We start from the raw sequence: 17,123 nt of genomic DNA, 5'->3' as shown, positions 1-17,123 counted from the left end.
CTTTCCATGGATTTGACCCGTTTGCGCCACTTTCTGCTGACCCTGCCGGGCGCCACCGAAGATACCCCGTTTGGCCCGGAGATCCTGGTCTACCGCATCGCCGGCAAGATGTTCGCGCTGGTGGATTGGCAGGCCGAGCCGCTTACCATCAACCTCAAATGCGAGCCCGAGCTGGCGTTGCTGCTGCGCGAGATCCACCCCGAGGTCAAACCGGGTTGGCATATGAACAAGCAACACTGGAACACAGTGACCCTGAACAGCACCTTGCCGGATGATCTGTGGCAAGGCTGGGTGCACCACTCCTATGAGCGGGTTGTCGCGGGTCTGCCCAAAGCCAAACGGCCACAGGCGCCGCGCCCCCTCTCCCCCACTGACGACCCAACCTTATGACCCCAGCACTTAGTCCAGCACTTTGCATTGTCCCCCTTGGTGAGGCACATATCCCCGCCCTCGTGAGCCTGTTTGAGCAGGCGGTGCGACGCAGCGGCCCCGAGCACTACAGCGCCGAGCAGGTGGAGCAGTGGGCCCTCGGTTCACAACATCCGGGCTTTGTCAGCCAGCTGCGCGAGCACCACGGCTGGGTAGCGGAGCAGGCAAATGTGCCCCTCGGTTTTGTCACCCTGAGCCCCGATGGCCACCTCAGTCTGCTCTATGTGAGCGCCGACCATCAGCGCCAGGGACTGGGCAATCTGCTGCTCACCACGGCGCTCGCGGGGGCCCGAGGGCTCGGTATGACCCTCATCACCACCGAGGCCAGCGCCTTCAGTTATGAGCTATTTTTACGACATGGCTTTACGTTGACCGGGCTGGAGTGCGTGGAGCGGGGCGGAGTCAGTTTTACTCGCCATCGCCTGCACTGCTGCTTGCCAAGCTAGGGCAAGCCACTAAAATACGCTTAATTTTCGTATTGTTACTGTATTGAGGCAGCAACCATGGTGGTAGAAAGTGAAGGCTATATCTCGCTGATCGAGTATCTGGTGGAGAGTTTGGGATTGTTTGAATCCCAACAGCAGAACGATGGTGAAGAGACCATCGAAGATCTGGTCAGTGGCCGTGTTGCCAGCAACCTGATGGCCATTTGCGAGCAAAACCCCCAGCTCGATCCCAAGGTGCGTTTCGCCATCATGCAGGAGGCCGACGCCGTGGTCGCCGATCTGGAAGAGGTGCTCTCCGCCGTCTGGCTGCGCGCCCCGACCCCGGAACAGAAAACCTTCCTCATCGAGTTTATCGATCTCATCAAGAACCTGTTCGACAGCGCCATCGGCTGATCTGCCGTCCGGCTCTCCCGCCCAGCGCAAGATTTCAAAACAGCATATAAGGAAAAGGGCCGCCTTGGTGGGCAGCCCTGCTTGCTATCATTTTCAACCCGCCAGTGCGTTCATTCATCAGGCGGTTATCAAGGCAAGAAATGTGTCTGGACTTTGCATCCGATCCCTGGACGCTACCTAGTTAGTCCCAACTGGTCGCAATAAGTTCCCTCCTCCGACCATTTATTTTCACTTTTATTAAGAAATCGACTACAAACCTGTTCAGCGGTTCAGGCTGGGCGGCAAACAGACTCCAATGCCACCTAATCCGCAGTAGCCATCCGGATTTTTCTCCAGATATTGCTGATGGTAATCCTCGGCGTAGTAGAAGGGCGCCAGCGGCAGAATGCGGGTGGTAATGGCACGACTGTCACCGCTCGCCGCCATCGCCTGCTGATAGGCCGCCATGCTCTGCTGGGCAATGATCTGCTGACTCTCGTCGCCATAGAAGATCACCGAGCGATACTGGGTGCCAATGTCCCCGCCCTGACGCATCCCCTGCGCCGGATCGTGCTGCTCCCAGAACAGTCTGAGCAGATCGCCGTAGCTGATCACCGCCGGATCAAACACCACCTGCACCGTCTCGGCATGGCCGGTCAGGCCACTGCACACCTCTTTGTAGGTGGGATTCTGGGTCACGCCGCCCTGATAACCTGCCGCGGTGGAGTAGACGCCCGGCTGCTGCCAGAACAGGCGCTCAACCCCCCAGAAACAGCCCATGCCAAACCAGGCCACCGCCATCCCTTCCGGCCAGGGGCCCTGAGTCGGGTTGCCATTCACCGCATGCTGCTGACCAATCACCATCGCTTCGCGTCGTCCCGGCAGGGCATCTGCCGGTGAAATAATCTGTTCCATGAACTCTGTCCTTGTATAAAACCCTGTGAAATCACACAGCTGACGAAAAGGAGCATCGAAGATAGCAGTTTATCGCGCCGGATCAACCGGCGGGCCCCTCCCCGCTCGCCCCAACGTCCATCTGCGCTTCCTGCCACCTGTTCCCAATCCGCACGGCCAAGCCGCCCCTCGTAGACCAGAAACGGCCAAAATCAATATTTAGTCTTGATTTGTGAATTAATTTTCATATATTGAGCCAATCGCTGTTTTTTTATGGAAGAAATATCAAGTGCGTGAACGCGAACCCAGTCTGGTCAATGCCTTCCGGCAATCCACCCCCTATGTCAATGTGCATCGGGGTGCCACCTTTGTGCTGATGATGGGGGGAGAAGCCATCTGCCACCCCAACTTCGCCAATATCGTCAGCGATATCGCTCTGCTGCAGACACTGGGCATACGCCTGGTGCTGGTGTTTGGTTCACGTCCGCAAAACGATGAGGCGCTGGCCCGCGCCGGTATCGAGGCCCAGTATCACAAGCGGATCCGGGTCACCGATGACGAGAGTTTCACCATCATCAAGCAGGTGTGTGGCGGCCTGCAATATGACATCACCGCCCAGCTCTCCATGGGGCTCGCCAACACCCCCATGCAGGGGGCGCGGATCAGCGTGGTGAGCGGCAACTTCGTCACTGCCCAGCCGCTGGGGGTGGATGATGGCATCGACTTTTGCCATAGCGGCCGGGTGCGCCGCATCGATGTGGAGGGGATCACCCGCCAGCTCGATCAGAAGAGTCTGGTACTGATCTCCCCCATCGGCTGCTCGGTCACCGGCGAGAGCTTTAACCTGAGCTCCGAAGAGGTGGCCCGCCGGGTGGCGGTCGATCTCAAGGCGGACAAGCTCATCTGCTTTAGCAGCACCCAGGGGGTGATGGACAGACGCGGCGAGGCCATCTCCGAGCTCTTCCCCGAACAGGCCGAAGAGCTGCTGGTAGAGCTGGAGCAGGCGGGGGAAGAGATGTCCGGCACCGCCCGCTATCTGCGCGCGGCCATAGCCTCCTGCCGCGGCGGCGTGCCCCGCTCCCATCTGGTCAGCTATCAGGATGATGGCGCCATGCTGCAGGAGTTGTTCAGCCGCGACGGTCTCGGCACCCAGATCGTGCGGGAAAGCGCCGAGCAAGCCCGAGCCGCCACCATCGAGGATATCGGCGGCATTCTGGATCTGATCCGCCCGCTGGAGGAGGAAGGCATTCTGGTGCGCCGCTCCCGCGAGCAGCTGGAGATGGAGATCGACAAGTTCACCATCATCGAGCGCGATGGCCTCATCATCGGCTGCGCGGCCCTCTACTGCTTTATGGAAGAGGCGATGGCGGAGATGGCTTGCGTCGCCATCCATCCCGACTATCGCAACTCCAACCGGGGGGATCAGCTGGTGGCCAAGGTGGCCGAGCGGGCCAAGCGGCTTGGCATTCGCCGCCTGTTCGTGCTCACCACCCGCTCCATCCACTGGTTCCGGGAGCGGGGCTTCGATCCGCTGAAAGTGGAAGATCTGCCGGTGGCGCGCCAGCGTCTCTACAACTGGCAGCGCCGTTCCAAGGTTTTGTCAAAGACCATTGCCTAAGCCATTGATTCTGCGTTGAGTTAGCCGACAATTTGAACTTTTTCACAAACTCGATTGACAGTGCAATCCAACGCAGGGTATTTCTAAATGCACTCCACCGCCCTGGTGGAGCCAGAAGAGGAGCGCTGCCCAGGCAGCCCAAGGGAGGACACCAGCGTCCGGTGAACTTGGGTCAGGGGGAGCAGCGCCGAGACGAGTGAGGAGACTGGTAACCTCAACGTCGGCTGCGGGGGCTGAATCCCCCGGGTTGTCATCGGTAGTGATCATCCCCCACCGCGCTCTGTCAGGGGCGGTACGGGATGGGCTCTGCAGGTGGAGTGCTTCTGGCCGGGATAGCTTCGTTCATTCCTGCCATTTTCAGCCTCCTCCTCTCTTTTTTGCCCGATGGAACCGGAATCTTAAAATAAGACAGGAGTAAGCAATGAGCCCGATCAATGTCGCCAAGTTTGGCGGAACCAGTGTCGCCAACTTCCCGGCCATGAATAACTGCGCAGACATCGTGCTGGCCAATCCTGCCACCCGGGTGGTGGTACTGAGTGCCAGCGCCGGTGTCACCAACCTGCTGGTCGCCCTGGCACAAGGGGAGCTGGACGAAGTGGGCCGCGACGAGCAGCTAGCCAAACTGGCCGGGATCCAGCAGGCCATTCTGGCAGATCTCGGCAACCCCGATGATGTGAGCACCCTCATTCATGGCCAGCTGGACGAAATTCGCCTCATGGCCCAGCAAGCCCACCAGCATACCGATGCGGAGCTGGCCGATCGCCTCATCGCCTGCGGCGAGCTGATGTCTACCCGCCTCTTTACCGAGCTGCTGCGCCAGCGCGGCGTCAAGGCCCACTGGCAGGATGTGCGCCAGCTGATGCGCACCGACAGCCGCTTTGGCAAGGCCACCGTCGATCTGGCCACCACCCGCACTCTCTGCCAGCAGACGCTGGGCCCACAGCTTGGCGACAGCCTCATCATCACCCAGGGCTTTATCGGTGCCGATGGCGATGGCCGCACCACCACGCTGGGGCGCGGCGGCTCTGACTACAGCGCAGCCCTGCTCGCCGAAGCACTCGATGCCACCAGTATCGAGATCTGGACCGATGTGCCCGGCATCTACACCACGGATCCGCGCCTCGTCACCCGCGCCCGCCCCATTCCTGAAATCAGCTTTGTCGAAGCGGCCGAGATGGCCACCTTTGGCGCCAAGGTGCTGCACCCCGCCACCCTGCAACCGGCGGTGCGCCAGAATATTCCGGTGTTTGTCGGCTCCGCCAAGGACCCCGCCGCCGGTGGTACCTGGATCCGCGCCAGCACAGATTCAAGCCCGCTGTTTCGCGCCGTCGCCCTGCGCCGCCAGCAGGTGCTGGTGACCCTGCACAGCCTCAACATGTTCCACGCCTACGGTTTTCTGGCCGAAGTGTTCGGCATTCTGGCCCGTCACCGCATCTCGGTAGACCTCATCACCACGTCGGAAGTGAGCGTGTCATTGACGCTGGATCACACCGGCAGCCAAAGCAACGGCGAGCCGATCCTGAGCGACAAGGTACTGGCCGAGCTGGGCCAGCTCTGCAAGGTGGAGGTGGAAACCGGTCTGGCACTGGTGGCGCTCATCGGCAACCGGATGAGCGAAGTGAACGGGGTGGGCAGTCAGGTCTTTGACGCCCTGCGCGAGCACAACATCCGGATGATCTGCTACGGCGCCAGCGCCCACAACCTCTGCTTCCTGGTCAAGGAGAGCGAGGCGGGCAATATCGTCAACCGCCTCCATCAGGAGTTGCTGGACTGACAACGGCTTGGCCCAGCGTGGGCTGACCCGAGCAAGATCGATAGCCGGCATAGCACAGGGCGCCATTTCCAAACCGGAAAAGGCGCCCTGTTTATTGGCAGAGACCGTCTGCTAAGCGACGTTCAGGTGCGTTCAGGCAAGGCTGGTGGCAGGCAGCTGACAGGCCACGGCTTCGCGGCGCAGCTGCTGCAAGCGGGCCAGCAGCCCGCTCTGGCCCAGCTCAGTCTCCTGGGGCGAGAGATTGTCCACCAGCAGCGGATAGTGATCCGTCACCGCCTGCATCAACCAGTCGAGGCGACGCAGGGTGAGCGGGCCGCAGCTCTGGCCGCTCAGATCATCGGCCACATCGAGCCGGTGGCTGCGATACATGTCCCGCCACCAGTTGGCGACCAGCGCCTCGTCGCTCGCCAGCGCGGCGCTCCACTCCCCTTGCAGGGCGTGCAGGCGGGCCAGCACGGGCGCGCTGGCTCCTTCGCGGATCAGGTGGTGGATCTCCCGTTTCACCCATTTCAGACAAAGCTCGCGCCAGTAGCGAAATTGCGGCAAAGGATCGGCCGCATCGAGCCAGAGTCCGGAGAGGGTACGGGTCTCCAACCGCTCCGGCACATGGAACTGCGGGTCGACCAGACCATTGGAGTTGTATTCAAAGCGGGGATCGAAGGTCCACATATAGCCAAAGTCGAACACGCAGATCTGCTCGCCGTCATCGAGCAGGTTGCCCGGGCTCGGGTCCCAGTCAAACCAGCCCCAGCGGGCCAGCTCACCTTGCACCTCCAGCATCTGGGCCAGATTACGTTCGTTGAGCTGATGGACCGGTACGCCCCGCAACCAGGGGGAGACCAGCACCCCGGCCCGCGCCGAGCCAAAGCTGGTGCAGACCACGTGGGAGAGGACGGTTGGGTGCAGCTCGCGCAGCGCCTCGATTTCGCGCCGCCGCTCCAGCTCGGTCAGAAAGGCTGTCTTGCCATCGAGGTTGGCCACCAGCGAATCCTGACGGCGCCGCTTGAGGCACCAGTGATGCCCCTCCACCTTGAGGTGAAACACCTCGGCGGTGAGACCGTGGCGATAGACCTTGACCACAGCCGGATGGCTATCCTTCAGCTTGACCAGTTGGGCCAGCGGCAGCGGGCAGTCTCGCTCGCGTCCGACCCGGATCTCTTCCTTGCTCTCCAGCATGCGCAGCAATCTGGCCTGACGTGCCATCACTTTGGGATTCATACATGTACCTCCAGTCGCTATCGAGAGACTAAACAGCAGATCCCTCCCAAGCCAGTGGCAAACCCCCATGATGACGCTTTCATCACATATTCCGTACAGCCCCTCGATCGGGATCACAATTTGCAAGGTTGAGTTGTAACCAAATATTCATTAAGTGGTCATTAAATTGACAACCCGGAACAAGGCCCGCACCATCGGGTCAAACTCTATGCGGATGAACGATCTCTCCCTCACTCGCTCAAAGGATGAGCTTATATGAATCGCCCCTCCTCAGGCCGCCCCCGCGTCCTGAGTCTGCCCTCTGGGCTGCTTGCCCTGCTGGGCGGATTGCTGCTGCTGACCCTGTTGTTGCCGCTGATCAATCCCGGCAGCTGGCTGGGTCGTGCCCAGCCGCTGGTGCTGGGCCCCGCCGACAATCCACTGGCCACCCTCACCCGCCACGCCCTGCTCTATAAAAGTGACAGCCGCGGCCTCTATCTGGTGGTACGCAGCCAGTGGCAGTTGCGAGGGCCATTGCAAGCGGGGGACAAGGTACGGGTAGAGCTGCTCAACGACAAGGGGGAGCGGATTGACCAGCTCAGTCAAGCGGTGGATAAGCGTCAGGTGTGCCGCAATAACCGCTGCTCGCTGGATCTCAATAGCACCCTGCGCGCCCCGGACGATGCCCTTGATAGCCGCTATCAGTTGCGCATCGGTCTGCTGCTCAAAGATCGCCCCGAGAGCGGCGACTTCAGCCAGATCCTGCAAACCCTGCCGGAGCAGGGCTTCAACCTCACCTATCTGGTGGTGAGCCTGACGCTGGTGCTGGCCCTGAGCGCCGCCGTGCTCAAGACGGTGCTGCCAAAGCTGCGCCGCAGCCTGCGCTGGCGGATCATCGGCAGCCTGCTGCTTGGCAACCTCACCTTCGTGCTGCTGCACGGCTTCGTGGTGTTCAAGCTGGGGGAATTTCTGCTCTGGTCAGGCTTTCGCCCGGAGCACTACTATCTCGCCTGGGGCAGCATGGTGCTGGGCTGGAGCCTCTGCGCGCTGGCGGGCTTCAACCTATATATGGGGCTGGTCTTTACCGCGCTGTCAGGCATAGGTCTGCTCGCCAACTTTATGAAGATCGCCATCTACGGCGTGCCGCTCGGCGGGGACGATTTCGGCAACCTGCTGGCGCTGCTGCGGATCCTGCTCGACCAGCACCCCATCCTGCCCATCTTCACCGTGTTGCTGGCACTGTTTCTCTGCTGGCGCTTTGCCCTGTCACGCTGGGTGCTGCGCACTGCCGCTGCCACCATCGCCTTCTTTGCGCTGTGCGTCTTTGCCACCCAGACCGGCAACAAGCTGCTGGGGGCCAATATTCGCTACGTGGATCGCGCGATCAACTACCACAGGGACATCATCCGCTCCGGCCCCGGCCTCTATCTGTTCAATCTGGTGGACGAGATGCTGCAAAGCGGCAGCGTGTTTCGCTACCCCTTGCAAATCAACGAGCTGACCCCGCAACTGAGCCATCCGCCCCAGGGCATAGCGCCACGCTGGGATCTGGTGATCGTGCTGCAATATGAGTCGCTCTGGCTCGACTGGAAGGGGCGGATCTGCGCCCCGGCCCCCACCCTCGCCCTGCCCGCCAGCGTGCAGCAGTGGCAAAAAACCATCCACGCCCCCACCACCGGCGGCATGACGGTACTGGCGGAGTTCGAGATGAACACCGGCCTGCCGGTGGGCTTGCTCAAGCAGGGGGTGGTGCCCTACTATTACCTCTCGCAGCAGGTGCCGGGGCTGGCCCAGAGCGCCAGACAGAGCGGCTATCAAACCCTGTTCGCCCACCCCTATGTGGAAAAATTTTGGGGCCGCGCCAAGGCAATCCCGGCGCTTGGCTATGAGGAGCGCTGGTTCGACACCCGCTTCACCACCCTCGAGCACAAGGGGCTCTATATCTCCGATGATGCACTCATCGACCACCTGCTCAAGCGCAGCGAACAAGATGACAAACCACTGTTTGCCTATGCGGTCACCATGCAGGGGCACGGCCCCTTCGATGGCCCCCGCTATCAGAGACAGGAACGCAGCGGCGCCTGTCCGAACCAGAGCGAGAGTGACACCCAGCTGCTAAACACCTATTACACCGGGGTGGTGGATGCCATGGCCTCGCTGGAGCGGCTGCTCAAGACCCTCGACCAGTCGGACAAGCGCTATCTGGTGGTGGCCTTTGGCGATCACCAGCCGTTTTTGATGTCCGCCGGCAAGGGCATTCACGGTGACCAGCCGGCCCGCGATGCCACCTACCAGATCCCCATGATGGCCTTCACCCGCGCCGATGACCCCCTCAATCTGGCGACCCAGTTTGCGCCGGTGCGCCAGCTCTACCAGATGGGTCAGGCCACCCGCCAACTGCTGGCGGGGGATATCACCCCCATCGAAGAGAAGCCCCTGCTCCATCCGGTGCTAGGCGAGGAGAAAGGATTCGACCCATCAAGCCTGGTGCCGCAGATCCGCGCCAGCTTCCGACCCGATGCCCTGCCCTGATCCCTCCCCACAAAAACAGACAAGGCCGCATCCGCGGCCTTGTTGCTGGACATGCATTTCGCCCTCATTCTGCTCGCCACCAGGGCTCCAGCAAGGTGAGCTGCTGGCGGTCGAGATCGAGCTCCGCCTCGATGCCCAGCGGCAACGTCAGCATGGGGTGGGTATGGGCGCAGTCAAACTCCGCCAGAATGGGAAAAGTTGGCACCCCCACCATCTCCAGCAGGATATCGAGGGGGCGCTTGCCGCTACCCTGATCGTTGAACAACTCGTGCTTGCCGAGGATAAGCGCGCCAATCCGCTCAAACACCCCGCACAACTTGAGGTGGGCAAAGGATCGCTCCACCGTCTCGGCAGATTTCAGGCTGTCCTCCAGCAGCAGAATGTCGCCGTGCTCGATGGCCGGCATATAGGGGGAGCCCCAGATCCCCGCCATGGTGTTGAGGTTGCCGCCGATCAGTCGCCCCTGCACCCGGCCAGAGCCCACCGAGATCAGCCGATTGGGCTGGCACTGCTTGGCCCGGGTCTGATTCTCCCAATCGAGCCGTTCATCGCTCCAGTGCACGGGGGTGGGCAACGTGCGGAGGACGCCAGCCTCGTCGGCCAGCACAATCTGTAAAAAGCTGGCCAGCGTCTCGTCCACCAGCGGCGGCAACTCGCCAAAGGAGGCCACCAGCGCCGGGCCATAAAAGGTAACCAGGCCAGTTTGGGCATGGATGCCGAGCAGCAGCGCCGTCACGTCTGAGTAGCCGACGATGATCTTGGGATCGCGCTTGAGCGCCTCAAAATCGAGGTAGGGCAGCAGGGAATTGGAGTTGTTGCCGCCAATCACCGACATGATGCAGCGCACTTCGGGGTCGCGAATAAGGGCGTTGAGCTCCTCGGCCCGCGCGGCGATGGAGCCGGATCGCCAGTGATCCTGCTGGCCGGTGAGGCTGCCCGCCTTGAGCCTAAAGCCCTGCCCCTCAAGAAAGGCTCTGGCGCGGGCAACACGGTTGGGGGCCCAGGCGGTCGCCGCGCTGGAGGGAGAGAAAAAAGCGATGGTATCACCACGTTTAAGCAGCGGGGGAACCAATAACGTCATGACACACTCATCCTTGCCAATATCCAGCCATCACAGAGTCGTTGAGACTCCTACACAACCCCTTTTATCACAACGGGTTTATTACCATCGTTTAGAAATACAAAACACTTGATTCATTATTAACAGATATTCTAAACATCATCCCCTTCCTAGAATGACCTCATTGCGATGGCCAACCCCGGTTGGTTGTCAGAACGGTCGGCCTGACAGCCCGGACGTTCTCTTTCCCACTTTTTCTCTGACTTATCAATGAGGTGCCTGTCATGAACAAAACCGCATCCCCCAGCGCATTGGTTGTAGAAGGCGGCGCCATGCGCGGCATATTTGCCAGTGGCGTGCTGGATGCGTTTATCGAGCATGACTATCGCCCCTTTGACTTCGCCATCGGCGTCTCGGCGGGGGCCACCAACTTGCTGGCTTATCTCGCCAGCCAGCATGGCCGCAGCCACGAGATCCTGACCAAACTGGCGTGCAGCCAGCAATTTATGGATCCCCTGCGCTTTGCCAAAGGAGGCAATCTGGTGGATATCCACTGGCTGTGGAACACCAGCTGTCGCAAGTATCCCCTCGACATTCATGCCTACCGGGAGACCGGCATCCCCTTCTATGCGGTGGTGACCAATGCCCTGACCGGCAAGGCGGAGTACATCCGGGTCAAACCGGAGAACATGGATGAGGTGCTGCCGGCCAGCTGCGCCATTCCCCTCGCCTCCCACGAATACCCGGAGGTGCACGGGGTGCCGATGACAGATGGCGGGGTGGCCGACTCCATCCCGGTGATCGAGGCCTACCGCCGCGGCGCCCGTCACCTGACGGTGATTCTCTCCGAGCCCCTTGGCTATCGGCTCAAGCCGATGCCTTTCCCCTGGATGATCCGCACTCTGCTCAAGACCCGCCCCGCGCTGGCACAGGCGCTGGAGCAGCGGGATCGCAGCTACAACGAGGCGCTCGATTTTATCGCCAATCCGCCGGAGGACTGCCAGATCGAGGTGATCGCCCCGGCCAACTATTTCCCCGTTTCCCGTTTCACCCGCGATATCAACAAGCTGGAGATGGGATACGTGATGGGCAAGTGCGCAGGCTATCAGGCCGCCCTGCTCAATTGATAAGGGTTTTACAGGCATGACCCAACCTGCCGCGACGCTCGCGCCGCCAACACAATAACAATCGGGTCAGTTGAGCAACATGAGTCATAAAAACAGACCGTGGCGAGGCAAGCGCGGCCAGAATCGGTGCCAGACACTCTGAGCGGCTTGCGCCTCATCCCTATGCCAGGGCATCTCACCCTCATACAAGGTGTTTATTTATGTCGTTTCTTCTCACCCATCCCGCGCTGGCGCAGCTGTTCGAGCGGCTGCTGCCCGATTACCGGATCATGGCGCCCGCGGCCGAATATCGGGGCGGCCGCTTCTCCGACACCGACAACGTCACCTACCACAGCATCCGCCATCCGGCCGATCTGGTGTGGCAGGAGAAGTCCCACTTCTCCCCGAAAGAGGTGGTGCTCCCCATCACCCAGACCCTGTTCCACTTTGACAATCTGGAGCTGCGTGAATCAAAGGTGGAGGCCAAACCCACCCTGCTGTTCTTGCGCAGCTGTGATATCCACGCCCTGCGCAGGCTGGATCAGGTCTATCTCAAAAACGGCCAGAACAGCGACGTCTACTACGCCCGGCTGCGCAGCAAGCTCAAGCTGGTGTTGCTGGAATGCCGCGAGAGCTTCGAGAACTGCTTCTGCGTCTCCATGGGCAGCAACGAGACCCGGGACTACGCCGCCGCCATTCGTCTGAGCGATGAGGGTGCCCGTATCGAGGTGAAGGATCCCGAGCTGCTCGGCTACTTTGCCGAGCTGGGTGAATCCGACGACTTCACCCCGGAATTTGTCCAGAGCAACCCGGTCAAGGTACGCACTCCGGACAGCGTCTGTGACGACCCCCAACAGATCCGCCAGATCCTCACCGCCCATCCGGTCTGGGCCGAGTACGACAGCCGCTGCATCGGCTGCGGCCGCTGCACCACCTCCTGCCCGACCTGCAGCTGCTACAGCGTGCACGACCTCACCTATGCGGAGAACCCCAAGCAGGGCGAGCGCCGTCGCCAGTGGGCCAGCTGCATGGTGGATGGCTTCAGCGACATGGCCGGTGGCCACGGTTTTCGCGCCAAGCATGGCGAGCGCCTGCGTTATCGCGCCCTGCACAAGGTCAACGACTACAAGGCCCGTCAGGGGGAGGAGCACATGTGCGTCGGCTGTGGCCGCTGCGACGATCGCTGCCCTCACTACATCTCCTTTAGCAACATCATCAACAAGATGACCGATGTGGTCAAACAGACCATCGCAGCCGACAACGCGCAGGGGGCGAACTGATATGTGCCAGTGCCAGCAAACCGCAACAGCAGAACCGCAGCAGGACGTGGTCGAAAACCGCCTGCTGCCCAAGGCCTACACCATTCTGGCCATCGAGCGCCACACCGAGCTGGAGTGGAACTTTCGGGTCTCCCGTGACTTTGATGTCCACTACGGCCAGTTTGTGGAGATCTCCCTGCCCACCGTTGGCGAAGCGCCCATCTCGGTCTCCGACTATGGCGATGGTTATGTGGATCTGTTGATCCGCAAGGTCGGCAAGGTGACCGATGCGCTGTTTGCCCTCGATGTGGGCGACAAGGTGTGGATGCGCGGCGTCCACGGCAACGGCTATCCGCTGGAGACCTACCGCAACCAGCACCTCATCGTGGTGGCGGGCGGCACCGGCGTCGCCCCGGTCAAGGGGCTGCTGCGCCGCTTCAGCAAACATCCGGAAGAGGTGAAATCCCTCGACATGATCCTCGGCTTCAAGAACGAGCAGGCGGTGCTCTATCGCCACGAGATGCAGCTCTGGGCCGAGCAGCAGAACCTCATCGTCACCCTGGACGAGGGCAAGGAGAGCGAGCAGTTTCGCATCGGCCGGGTCACCGACTACATCGACCAGCTGGATCTCGCTGACAAGGAGGATATCCAGGTGATCGTGGTCGGCCCCCCCATCATGATCCGCTTCGTGGTGCTCGCCTTCCTCGAGCGGGGCATCCCCAAGGATCGCATCTGGGTCGACTACGAACGCCGCATGGCCTGCGCCGTGGGCAAATGCGGCCACTGCCGAATGGGCGACACCTATATCTGCGTGGATGGACCGGTCTTTCGTTTTGACCAGGCCCAGCATCTGATCGACTGAGGGAGAACACAATGAGTCTCGATATCGACATCATCAAGGCCCGCGCCAAGAACGAATACCGCCTCTCCAAGGTGCGTGGCGAAGCGATGATCAGCGTACGCATTCCGGGCGGGATCATGCCCGCCCACCTGCTGGCGGTAGCCCAGCAGATCGCCGAACAGTATGGCAACGGCCTGATCCACCTCACCACCCGCCAGAAGCTGGCGATGCCCGGCATCAAGTATCAGGACATGGACAAGGTCAACGCCGCCCTCGAGCCTTTTATCAAGGAGATCGAGGTGGAGACCTGCGGCATCGAGGTAGAGGACACCACAGCCGGTTACCAGACCATCGGCGGGCGCAACATCGTCGCCTGTCAGGGCAACACCATCTGCCAGAAGGGCAATATCGACTGCACCGGGCTGGCCCAGCGGATGGAGAAGCACCTCTACCCCAACCCCTATCACCTCAAAATGGTGATCGCCGGCTGCCCCAACGACTGCGCCAAGGCCAACATGGCCGACTTCGGTATCCTCGGCATCGCCAAGATCCACTTCAATGCCGAGCGCTGCATCGGCTGCGGCGCCTGCGTCAAGGCGTGCAGCCACCACGCTGTGGATTGCCTCGCCATCAAACATGGCAAGGCGGTCAAGGAGGAGAGCAAGTGCATCGGCTGTGGCGAGTGCGTGCTGGCCTGCCCGACCCTGGCCTGGCAGCGGGATCCCAAGCAGCTCTACATGGTCAAGCTGGGGGGACGCACCAGCAAGAAGACCCCCCGTACCGGCAAGCTGTTCCTCAACTGGGTGACCGAGGATGTGCTGCATGCGGTGATCAAGAACCTGTTCGAGTTCGAGGCCGAGATGCTGGATGGCAAACCCATCTACCTGCACATGGGTCACCTTATCGACCGGGCCGGTTATCACAAGTTCAATGAGCGGGTGCTGCGCGGCGTCACCCTCAACCCGGAAGCCATGGTCGCTGACCGCATCTTCTGGGCCGAAGATCAATACGTCGCCAACATGCACGTCAAAGCGGTGCAATAGGAAAAACCTCGTTTGGGGAAGCGTGATCAAGTGGCCGACACCGGTGGGGATCTGTCGTTGGCCCGGGCGTAGATCACCCTTCCCCTTTTTTATTCCCGTCGGGGGATCTTTCCCCCGACCATCCGGGGTGCGTCACGGCGCGCCCTGCTATCTCGCCCGGCGCGGCATTGCGAGCGGGCCAGCATCCGGAGCCTGTTATGGACTTTCTCCCTCTCTTCTGTCAGCTGCAAAACAAGCCGGTCCTGATCGTCGGCGGCGGTGAGGTGGCGGTGCGCAAGGCGCGCCTGCTGCTCGATGCCAAGGCGAAGATCACCATCAATGCCCCGCATCTGGAACCCCAGCTGATGAGCTGGGCCGAGCAGGGTCGCCTGACCATCTGCGCCGCCGGCTTTCATCCCGAACTGCTCGATGGCAAGTGGCTGGTGATCGCCGCCACCAACCAGCCAGAAGTCAACCAGCAGGTCTTTCATGAGGCGAACCTGCGCCAGATCTTCTGCAATGTGGTGGACTCTCCGGCCCACTGCAGCGCCATCATGCCCGCCATCATCGACCGCTCGCCGCTGATGGTGGCGATCTCCAGCGCAGGCGCGGCGCCGGTACTGAGCCGCCAGCTGCGGGAAAAACTCGAAGCCATGCTGCCGCAACACCTCGGCCAGCTCGTGGCGCTGGCGGGCAAGTTGCGCGAGCGGGTCAAACTCATTCCGGACAAGCTGGCCCGCCGCCGTTTCTGGGAGCGGCTCTTTAGCCACGATCGCCTCGCCCGCCAACTGGCCCGCGGCCAGCAGCAAGCTGCCGAACAGAGTGTCGCCGAGCTACTCGAGGTGCAACCGCAGAGCAAGGGAAGCGTCACCCTGGTGGGCGCCGGCCCCGGCGATGCGGGACTGCTTACCCTAAGCGGTCTGCAGCAGTTGCAGCAGGCGGATGTGGTGGTCTATGACCGACTGGTCTCGCAGGAGGTGTTGGCGCTTGTTCGCCGGGATGCCGAGCGGATCTTTGTTGGCAAGGAGGCGGGTCGCCACTGCGTGCCCCAGCAGGCGATCAACCAGCTGTTGCTGGATCAGGCACGGCTGGGCAAACAGGTGGTCAGGCTCAAGGGGGGCGATCCCTTTATCTTTGGCCGGGGCGGCGAGGAGCTGGAGACCCTGGCCGAGGCGGGGATCCCCTTCTCGGTGGTACCGGGCATCACGGCCGCATCGGGCTGCGCCGCCTATAGCGGCATTCCCCTCACCCACCGCGATCACGCCCAGCGGGTGCAGTTCATCACCGGCCACGACAAGGAGGGCAATATCGCGCAAGAGTGGTCGGCGCTGGCCGCCCCCCGCCAGACTCTGGTCTTCTACATGGGGCTGGCCCACGCCGCCCGCATTCAGGACGAACTGCAGACTCACGGCCTGTCCGGCCACACCCCGGTAGCGTTGGTGGAACAGGGCACCCGGCTCAGCCAGCGAGTAGTGCGCGGCGAGCTGCAGCAGCTAGCGCAGCTGGCCACTCAGGTGGAGAGCCCGAGCCTCATCATTATCGGCTCGGTGGTCACTCTGGCCGACAAGCTGGACTGGTACGGCGAAGCCAATACCCTGGCCGGGGTGTAACCGCTCATAGCGCCCCCCTTCAGCAGACCAGTAAAAAAGCGACGCAGGCCCTGGCCGGCGGCGCGTTTTTAGCAATTTGGAAACGGATTTATTAGAAGGAGATAGGACCGGTCGAGCCTGCGTCACTGTCCTGCCACTCGCTTTCACCGCGCACCCGCGGATCGCCCTGCAGGGTATAGAGGATCATCCCCTGCCGGATCTGCAGCGCCCCATCGGCACGCTTGGCCTTGACCTTGACGTCGTTGACCCACACCTGCTCCTTGCCATCCACCCGGATGACGGCCACGGTCTGGCCAGTCCCGCTGTTTGTGGCGACCCACTTGCCCTGATAGGGGGAATCCCCCTTGGCCATCGGCTGTGTGGTGGCTTTGCCTGCCGACCAGGATTGCACGGTGCAGATGCCGTTGGCACGGTTGTCGTGCTTGATGGCGTAATCAATGCTCGGCTCGCTGGTGGCGGAATCAGCGCTGATACCGATCATTATCTTGCCGCTCTGGGCAGAGTAGGCATTGGGTGCATTGGTCTTCAGCGAGGCCTTTTTGCCGTTGATATAGACATTGCCATCCTGCGACTTGACCTTGATGTTCATCGGGCAGTCAGCGGTAAAGTTCGGTACCGGTACCGCTGCCGCCGCGCTGCCAGCATAAGCAGCGATGGCCAGAGTGATAACAGTCAACAGAGCAGATTTTTTGTGCATCCTGATACGCCTTCAAGAAATGGTGGTTCAAGAAAAGTGGGGTCATCCTGATGGCAACAACTATAGTCCAGCCGACGTGGGTGACCCAGTTAAAAAAAATAAAACCCGTGCTCGCCGGTTATGAAAAAATATAAATAAACAAGATCAATTAGTTAAACTCAACCCCATCTTCATTATGGCTATGTCCCAATTACGTGTTGCATGGGGTGCCCCAGCGCCTCATGCAAACATGCTTTGATATTCACGCCCCTCCCGTAACGCTCCAG

The 17,123-nt window shown here is 61.2% G+C and carries 15 protein-coding genes and 1 riboswitch; of the genes, 11 read left to right on the top strand and 4 right to left on the bottom strand.

The genetic code is table 11. The annotated features are described in order from the left end of the window. The first annotated feature begins 6 nt into the window (after positions 1-6). The 3 genes from ACW5W8_RS14745 to ACW5W8_RS14735 are packed head-to-tail and all read left to right on the top strand — an operon-like array spanning position 7 to position 1,268. Positions 7-390, top strand: coding sequence for an MmcQ/YjbR family DNA-binding protein (locus ACW5W8_RS14745; RefSeq protein WP_005333730.1), 384 nt, complete (start codon positions 7-9; stop codon positions 388-390). Then, positions 387-875 (top strand): GNAT family N-acetyltransferase, encoded by a 489-nt coding sequence (locus ACW5W8_RS14740; RefSeq protein ID WP_139401065.1) that lies wholly within the window; start codon positions 387-389, stop codon positions 873-875. The genes ACW5W8_RS14745 and ACW5W8_RS14740 overlap by 4 nt, the downstream gene beginning before the upstream one ends. 57 nt (positions 876-932) lie before the next feature. Beyond that, positions 933-1,268 carry a DUF3802 family protein gene (locus tag ACW5W8_RS14735; RefSeq protein WP_005333735.1) on the top strand — a complete coding sequence of 112 codons (336 nt, stop codon included), beginning with the start codon at positions 933-935 and terminating at the stop codon, positions 1,266-1,268. A gap of 261 nt (positions 1,269-1,529) precedes the next feature. On the opposite strand, the gene msrA is transcribed toward ACW5W8_RS14735, so the two are convergent. Then, complete coding sequence (gene msrA, locus ACW5W8_RS14730; RefSeq protein ID WP_019446160.1) at positions 1,530-2,162, bottom strand: peptide-methionine (S)-S-oxide reductase MsrA; 633 nt, start codon at positions 2,160-2,162, stop codon at positions 1,530-1,532. Positions 2,163-2,430: 268 nt separating this feature from the next. Between msrA and argA the strand changes: the two genes are divergently transcribed. Both argA and lysC read left to right on the top strand, forming a co-directional pair. Further along, positions 2,431-3,759 (top strand): amino-acid N-acetyltransferase, encoded by a 1,329-nt coding sequence (gene argA, locus ACW5W8_RS14725; RefSeq protein WP_498628468.1) that lies wholly within the window; start codon positions 2,431-2,433, stop codon positions 3,757-3,759. A 107-nt stretch (positions 3,760-3,866) separates the two neighbouring features. Then, positions 3,867-4,090: riboswitch (Lysine riboswitch) on the top strand. Positions 4,091-4,180: 90 nt separating this feature from the next. Further along, the gene (gene lysC, locus ACW5W8_RS14720) at positions 4,181-5,533 is read left to right on the top strand and encodes a lysine-sensitive aspartokinase 3 (protein WP_498628467.1); all 1,353 of its coding nucleotides are present in this window, start codon (positions 4,181-4,183) and stop codon (positions 5,531-5,533) included. A 132-nt stretch (positions 5,534-5,665) separates the two neighbouring features. On the opposite strand, the gene ACW5W8_RS14715 is transcribed toward lysC, so the two are convergent. Next, entirely contained in the window at positions 5,666-6,751 is a 1,086-nt protein-coding gene (locus ACW5W8_RS14715) for a hypothetical protein (protein ID WP_498628466.1), read from the bottom strand. A 255-nt stretch (positions 6,752-7,006) separates the two neighbouring features. Here ACW5W8_RS14715 and ACW5W8_RS14710 point away from each other — a divergent pair, with 255 nt between their 5' ends. After that, a complete protein-coding gene (locus ACW5W8_RS14710; RefSeq protein ID WP_498628465.1) occupies positions 7,007-9,262 on the top strand; it encodes an LTA synthase family protein in 2,256 nt (751 codons plus the stop codon). A gap of 64 nt (positions 9,263-9,326) precedes the next feature. On the opposite strand, the gene ACW5W8_RS14705 is transcribed toward ACW5W8_RS14710, so the two are convergent. Then, a complete protein-coding gene (locus ACW5W8_RS14705; RefSeq protein WP_498628464.1) occupies positions 9,327-10,343 on the bottom strand; it encodes a S66 family peptidase in 1,017 nt (338 codons plus the stop codon). A 263-nt stretch (positions 10,344-10,606) separates the two neighbouring features. On the opposite strand from ACW5W8_RS14705, the gene ACW5W8_RS14700 reads away from it, so the two are divergent. From ACW5W8_RS14700 to cysG, 5 genes are all read left to right on the top strand, one after another. Next, positions 10,607-11,449, top strand: coding sequence for a patatin-like phospholipase family protein (locus ACW5W8_RS14700; RefSeq protein WP_498628463.1), 843 nt, complete (start codon positions 10,607-10,609; stop codon positions 11,447-11,449). Between the two features lie 200 nt (positions 11,450-11,649). Then, entirely contained in the window at positions 11,650-12,708 is a 1,059-nt protein-coding gene (asrA, locus tag ACW5W8_RS14695; protein WP_498628462.1) for an anaerobic sulfite reductase subunit AsrA, read from the top strand. 1 nt (position 12,709) lies between these two features. Next, a complete protein-coding gene (asrB, locus tag ACW5W8_RS14690; RefSeq protein ID WP_204383048.1) occupies positions 12,710-13,549 on the top strand; it encodes an anaerobic sulfite reductase subunit AsrB in 840 nt (279 codons plus the stop codon). An 11-nt stretch (positions 13,550-13,560) separates the two neighbouring features. After that, positions 13,561-14,571 (top strand): sulfite reductase subunit C, encoded by a 1,011-nt coding sequence (gene asrC / locus ACW5W8_RS14685; RefSeq protein WP_498628461.1) that lies wholly within the window; start codon positions 13,561-13,563, stop codon positions 14,569-14,571. 197 nt (positions 14,572-14,768) lie between these two features. After that, the gene (cysG, locus tag ACW5W8_RS14680; RefSeq protein WP_498628460.1) at positions 14,769-16,160 is read left to right on the top strand and encodes a siroheme synthase CysG; all 1,392 of its coding nucleotides are present in this window, start codon (positions 14,769-14,771) and stop codon (positions 16,158-16,160) included. A gap of 91 nt (positions 16,161-16,251) precedes the next feature. On the opposite strand, the gene ACW5W8_RS14675 is transcribed toward cysG, so the two are convergent. Continuing rightward, positions 16,252-16,857 (bottom strand): hypothetical protein, encoded by a 606-nt coding sequence (locus tag ACW5W8_RS14675; RefSeq protein WP_498628459.1) that lies wholly within the window; start codon positions 16,855-16,857, stop codon positions 16,252-16,254. Positions 16,858-17,123: the final 266 nt, after the last annotated feature.

This window comes from Aeromonas aquatilis (assembly GCF_054052405.1).
This window is presented reverse-complemented; position numbering and strand designations above follow the sequence as displayed.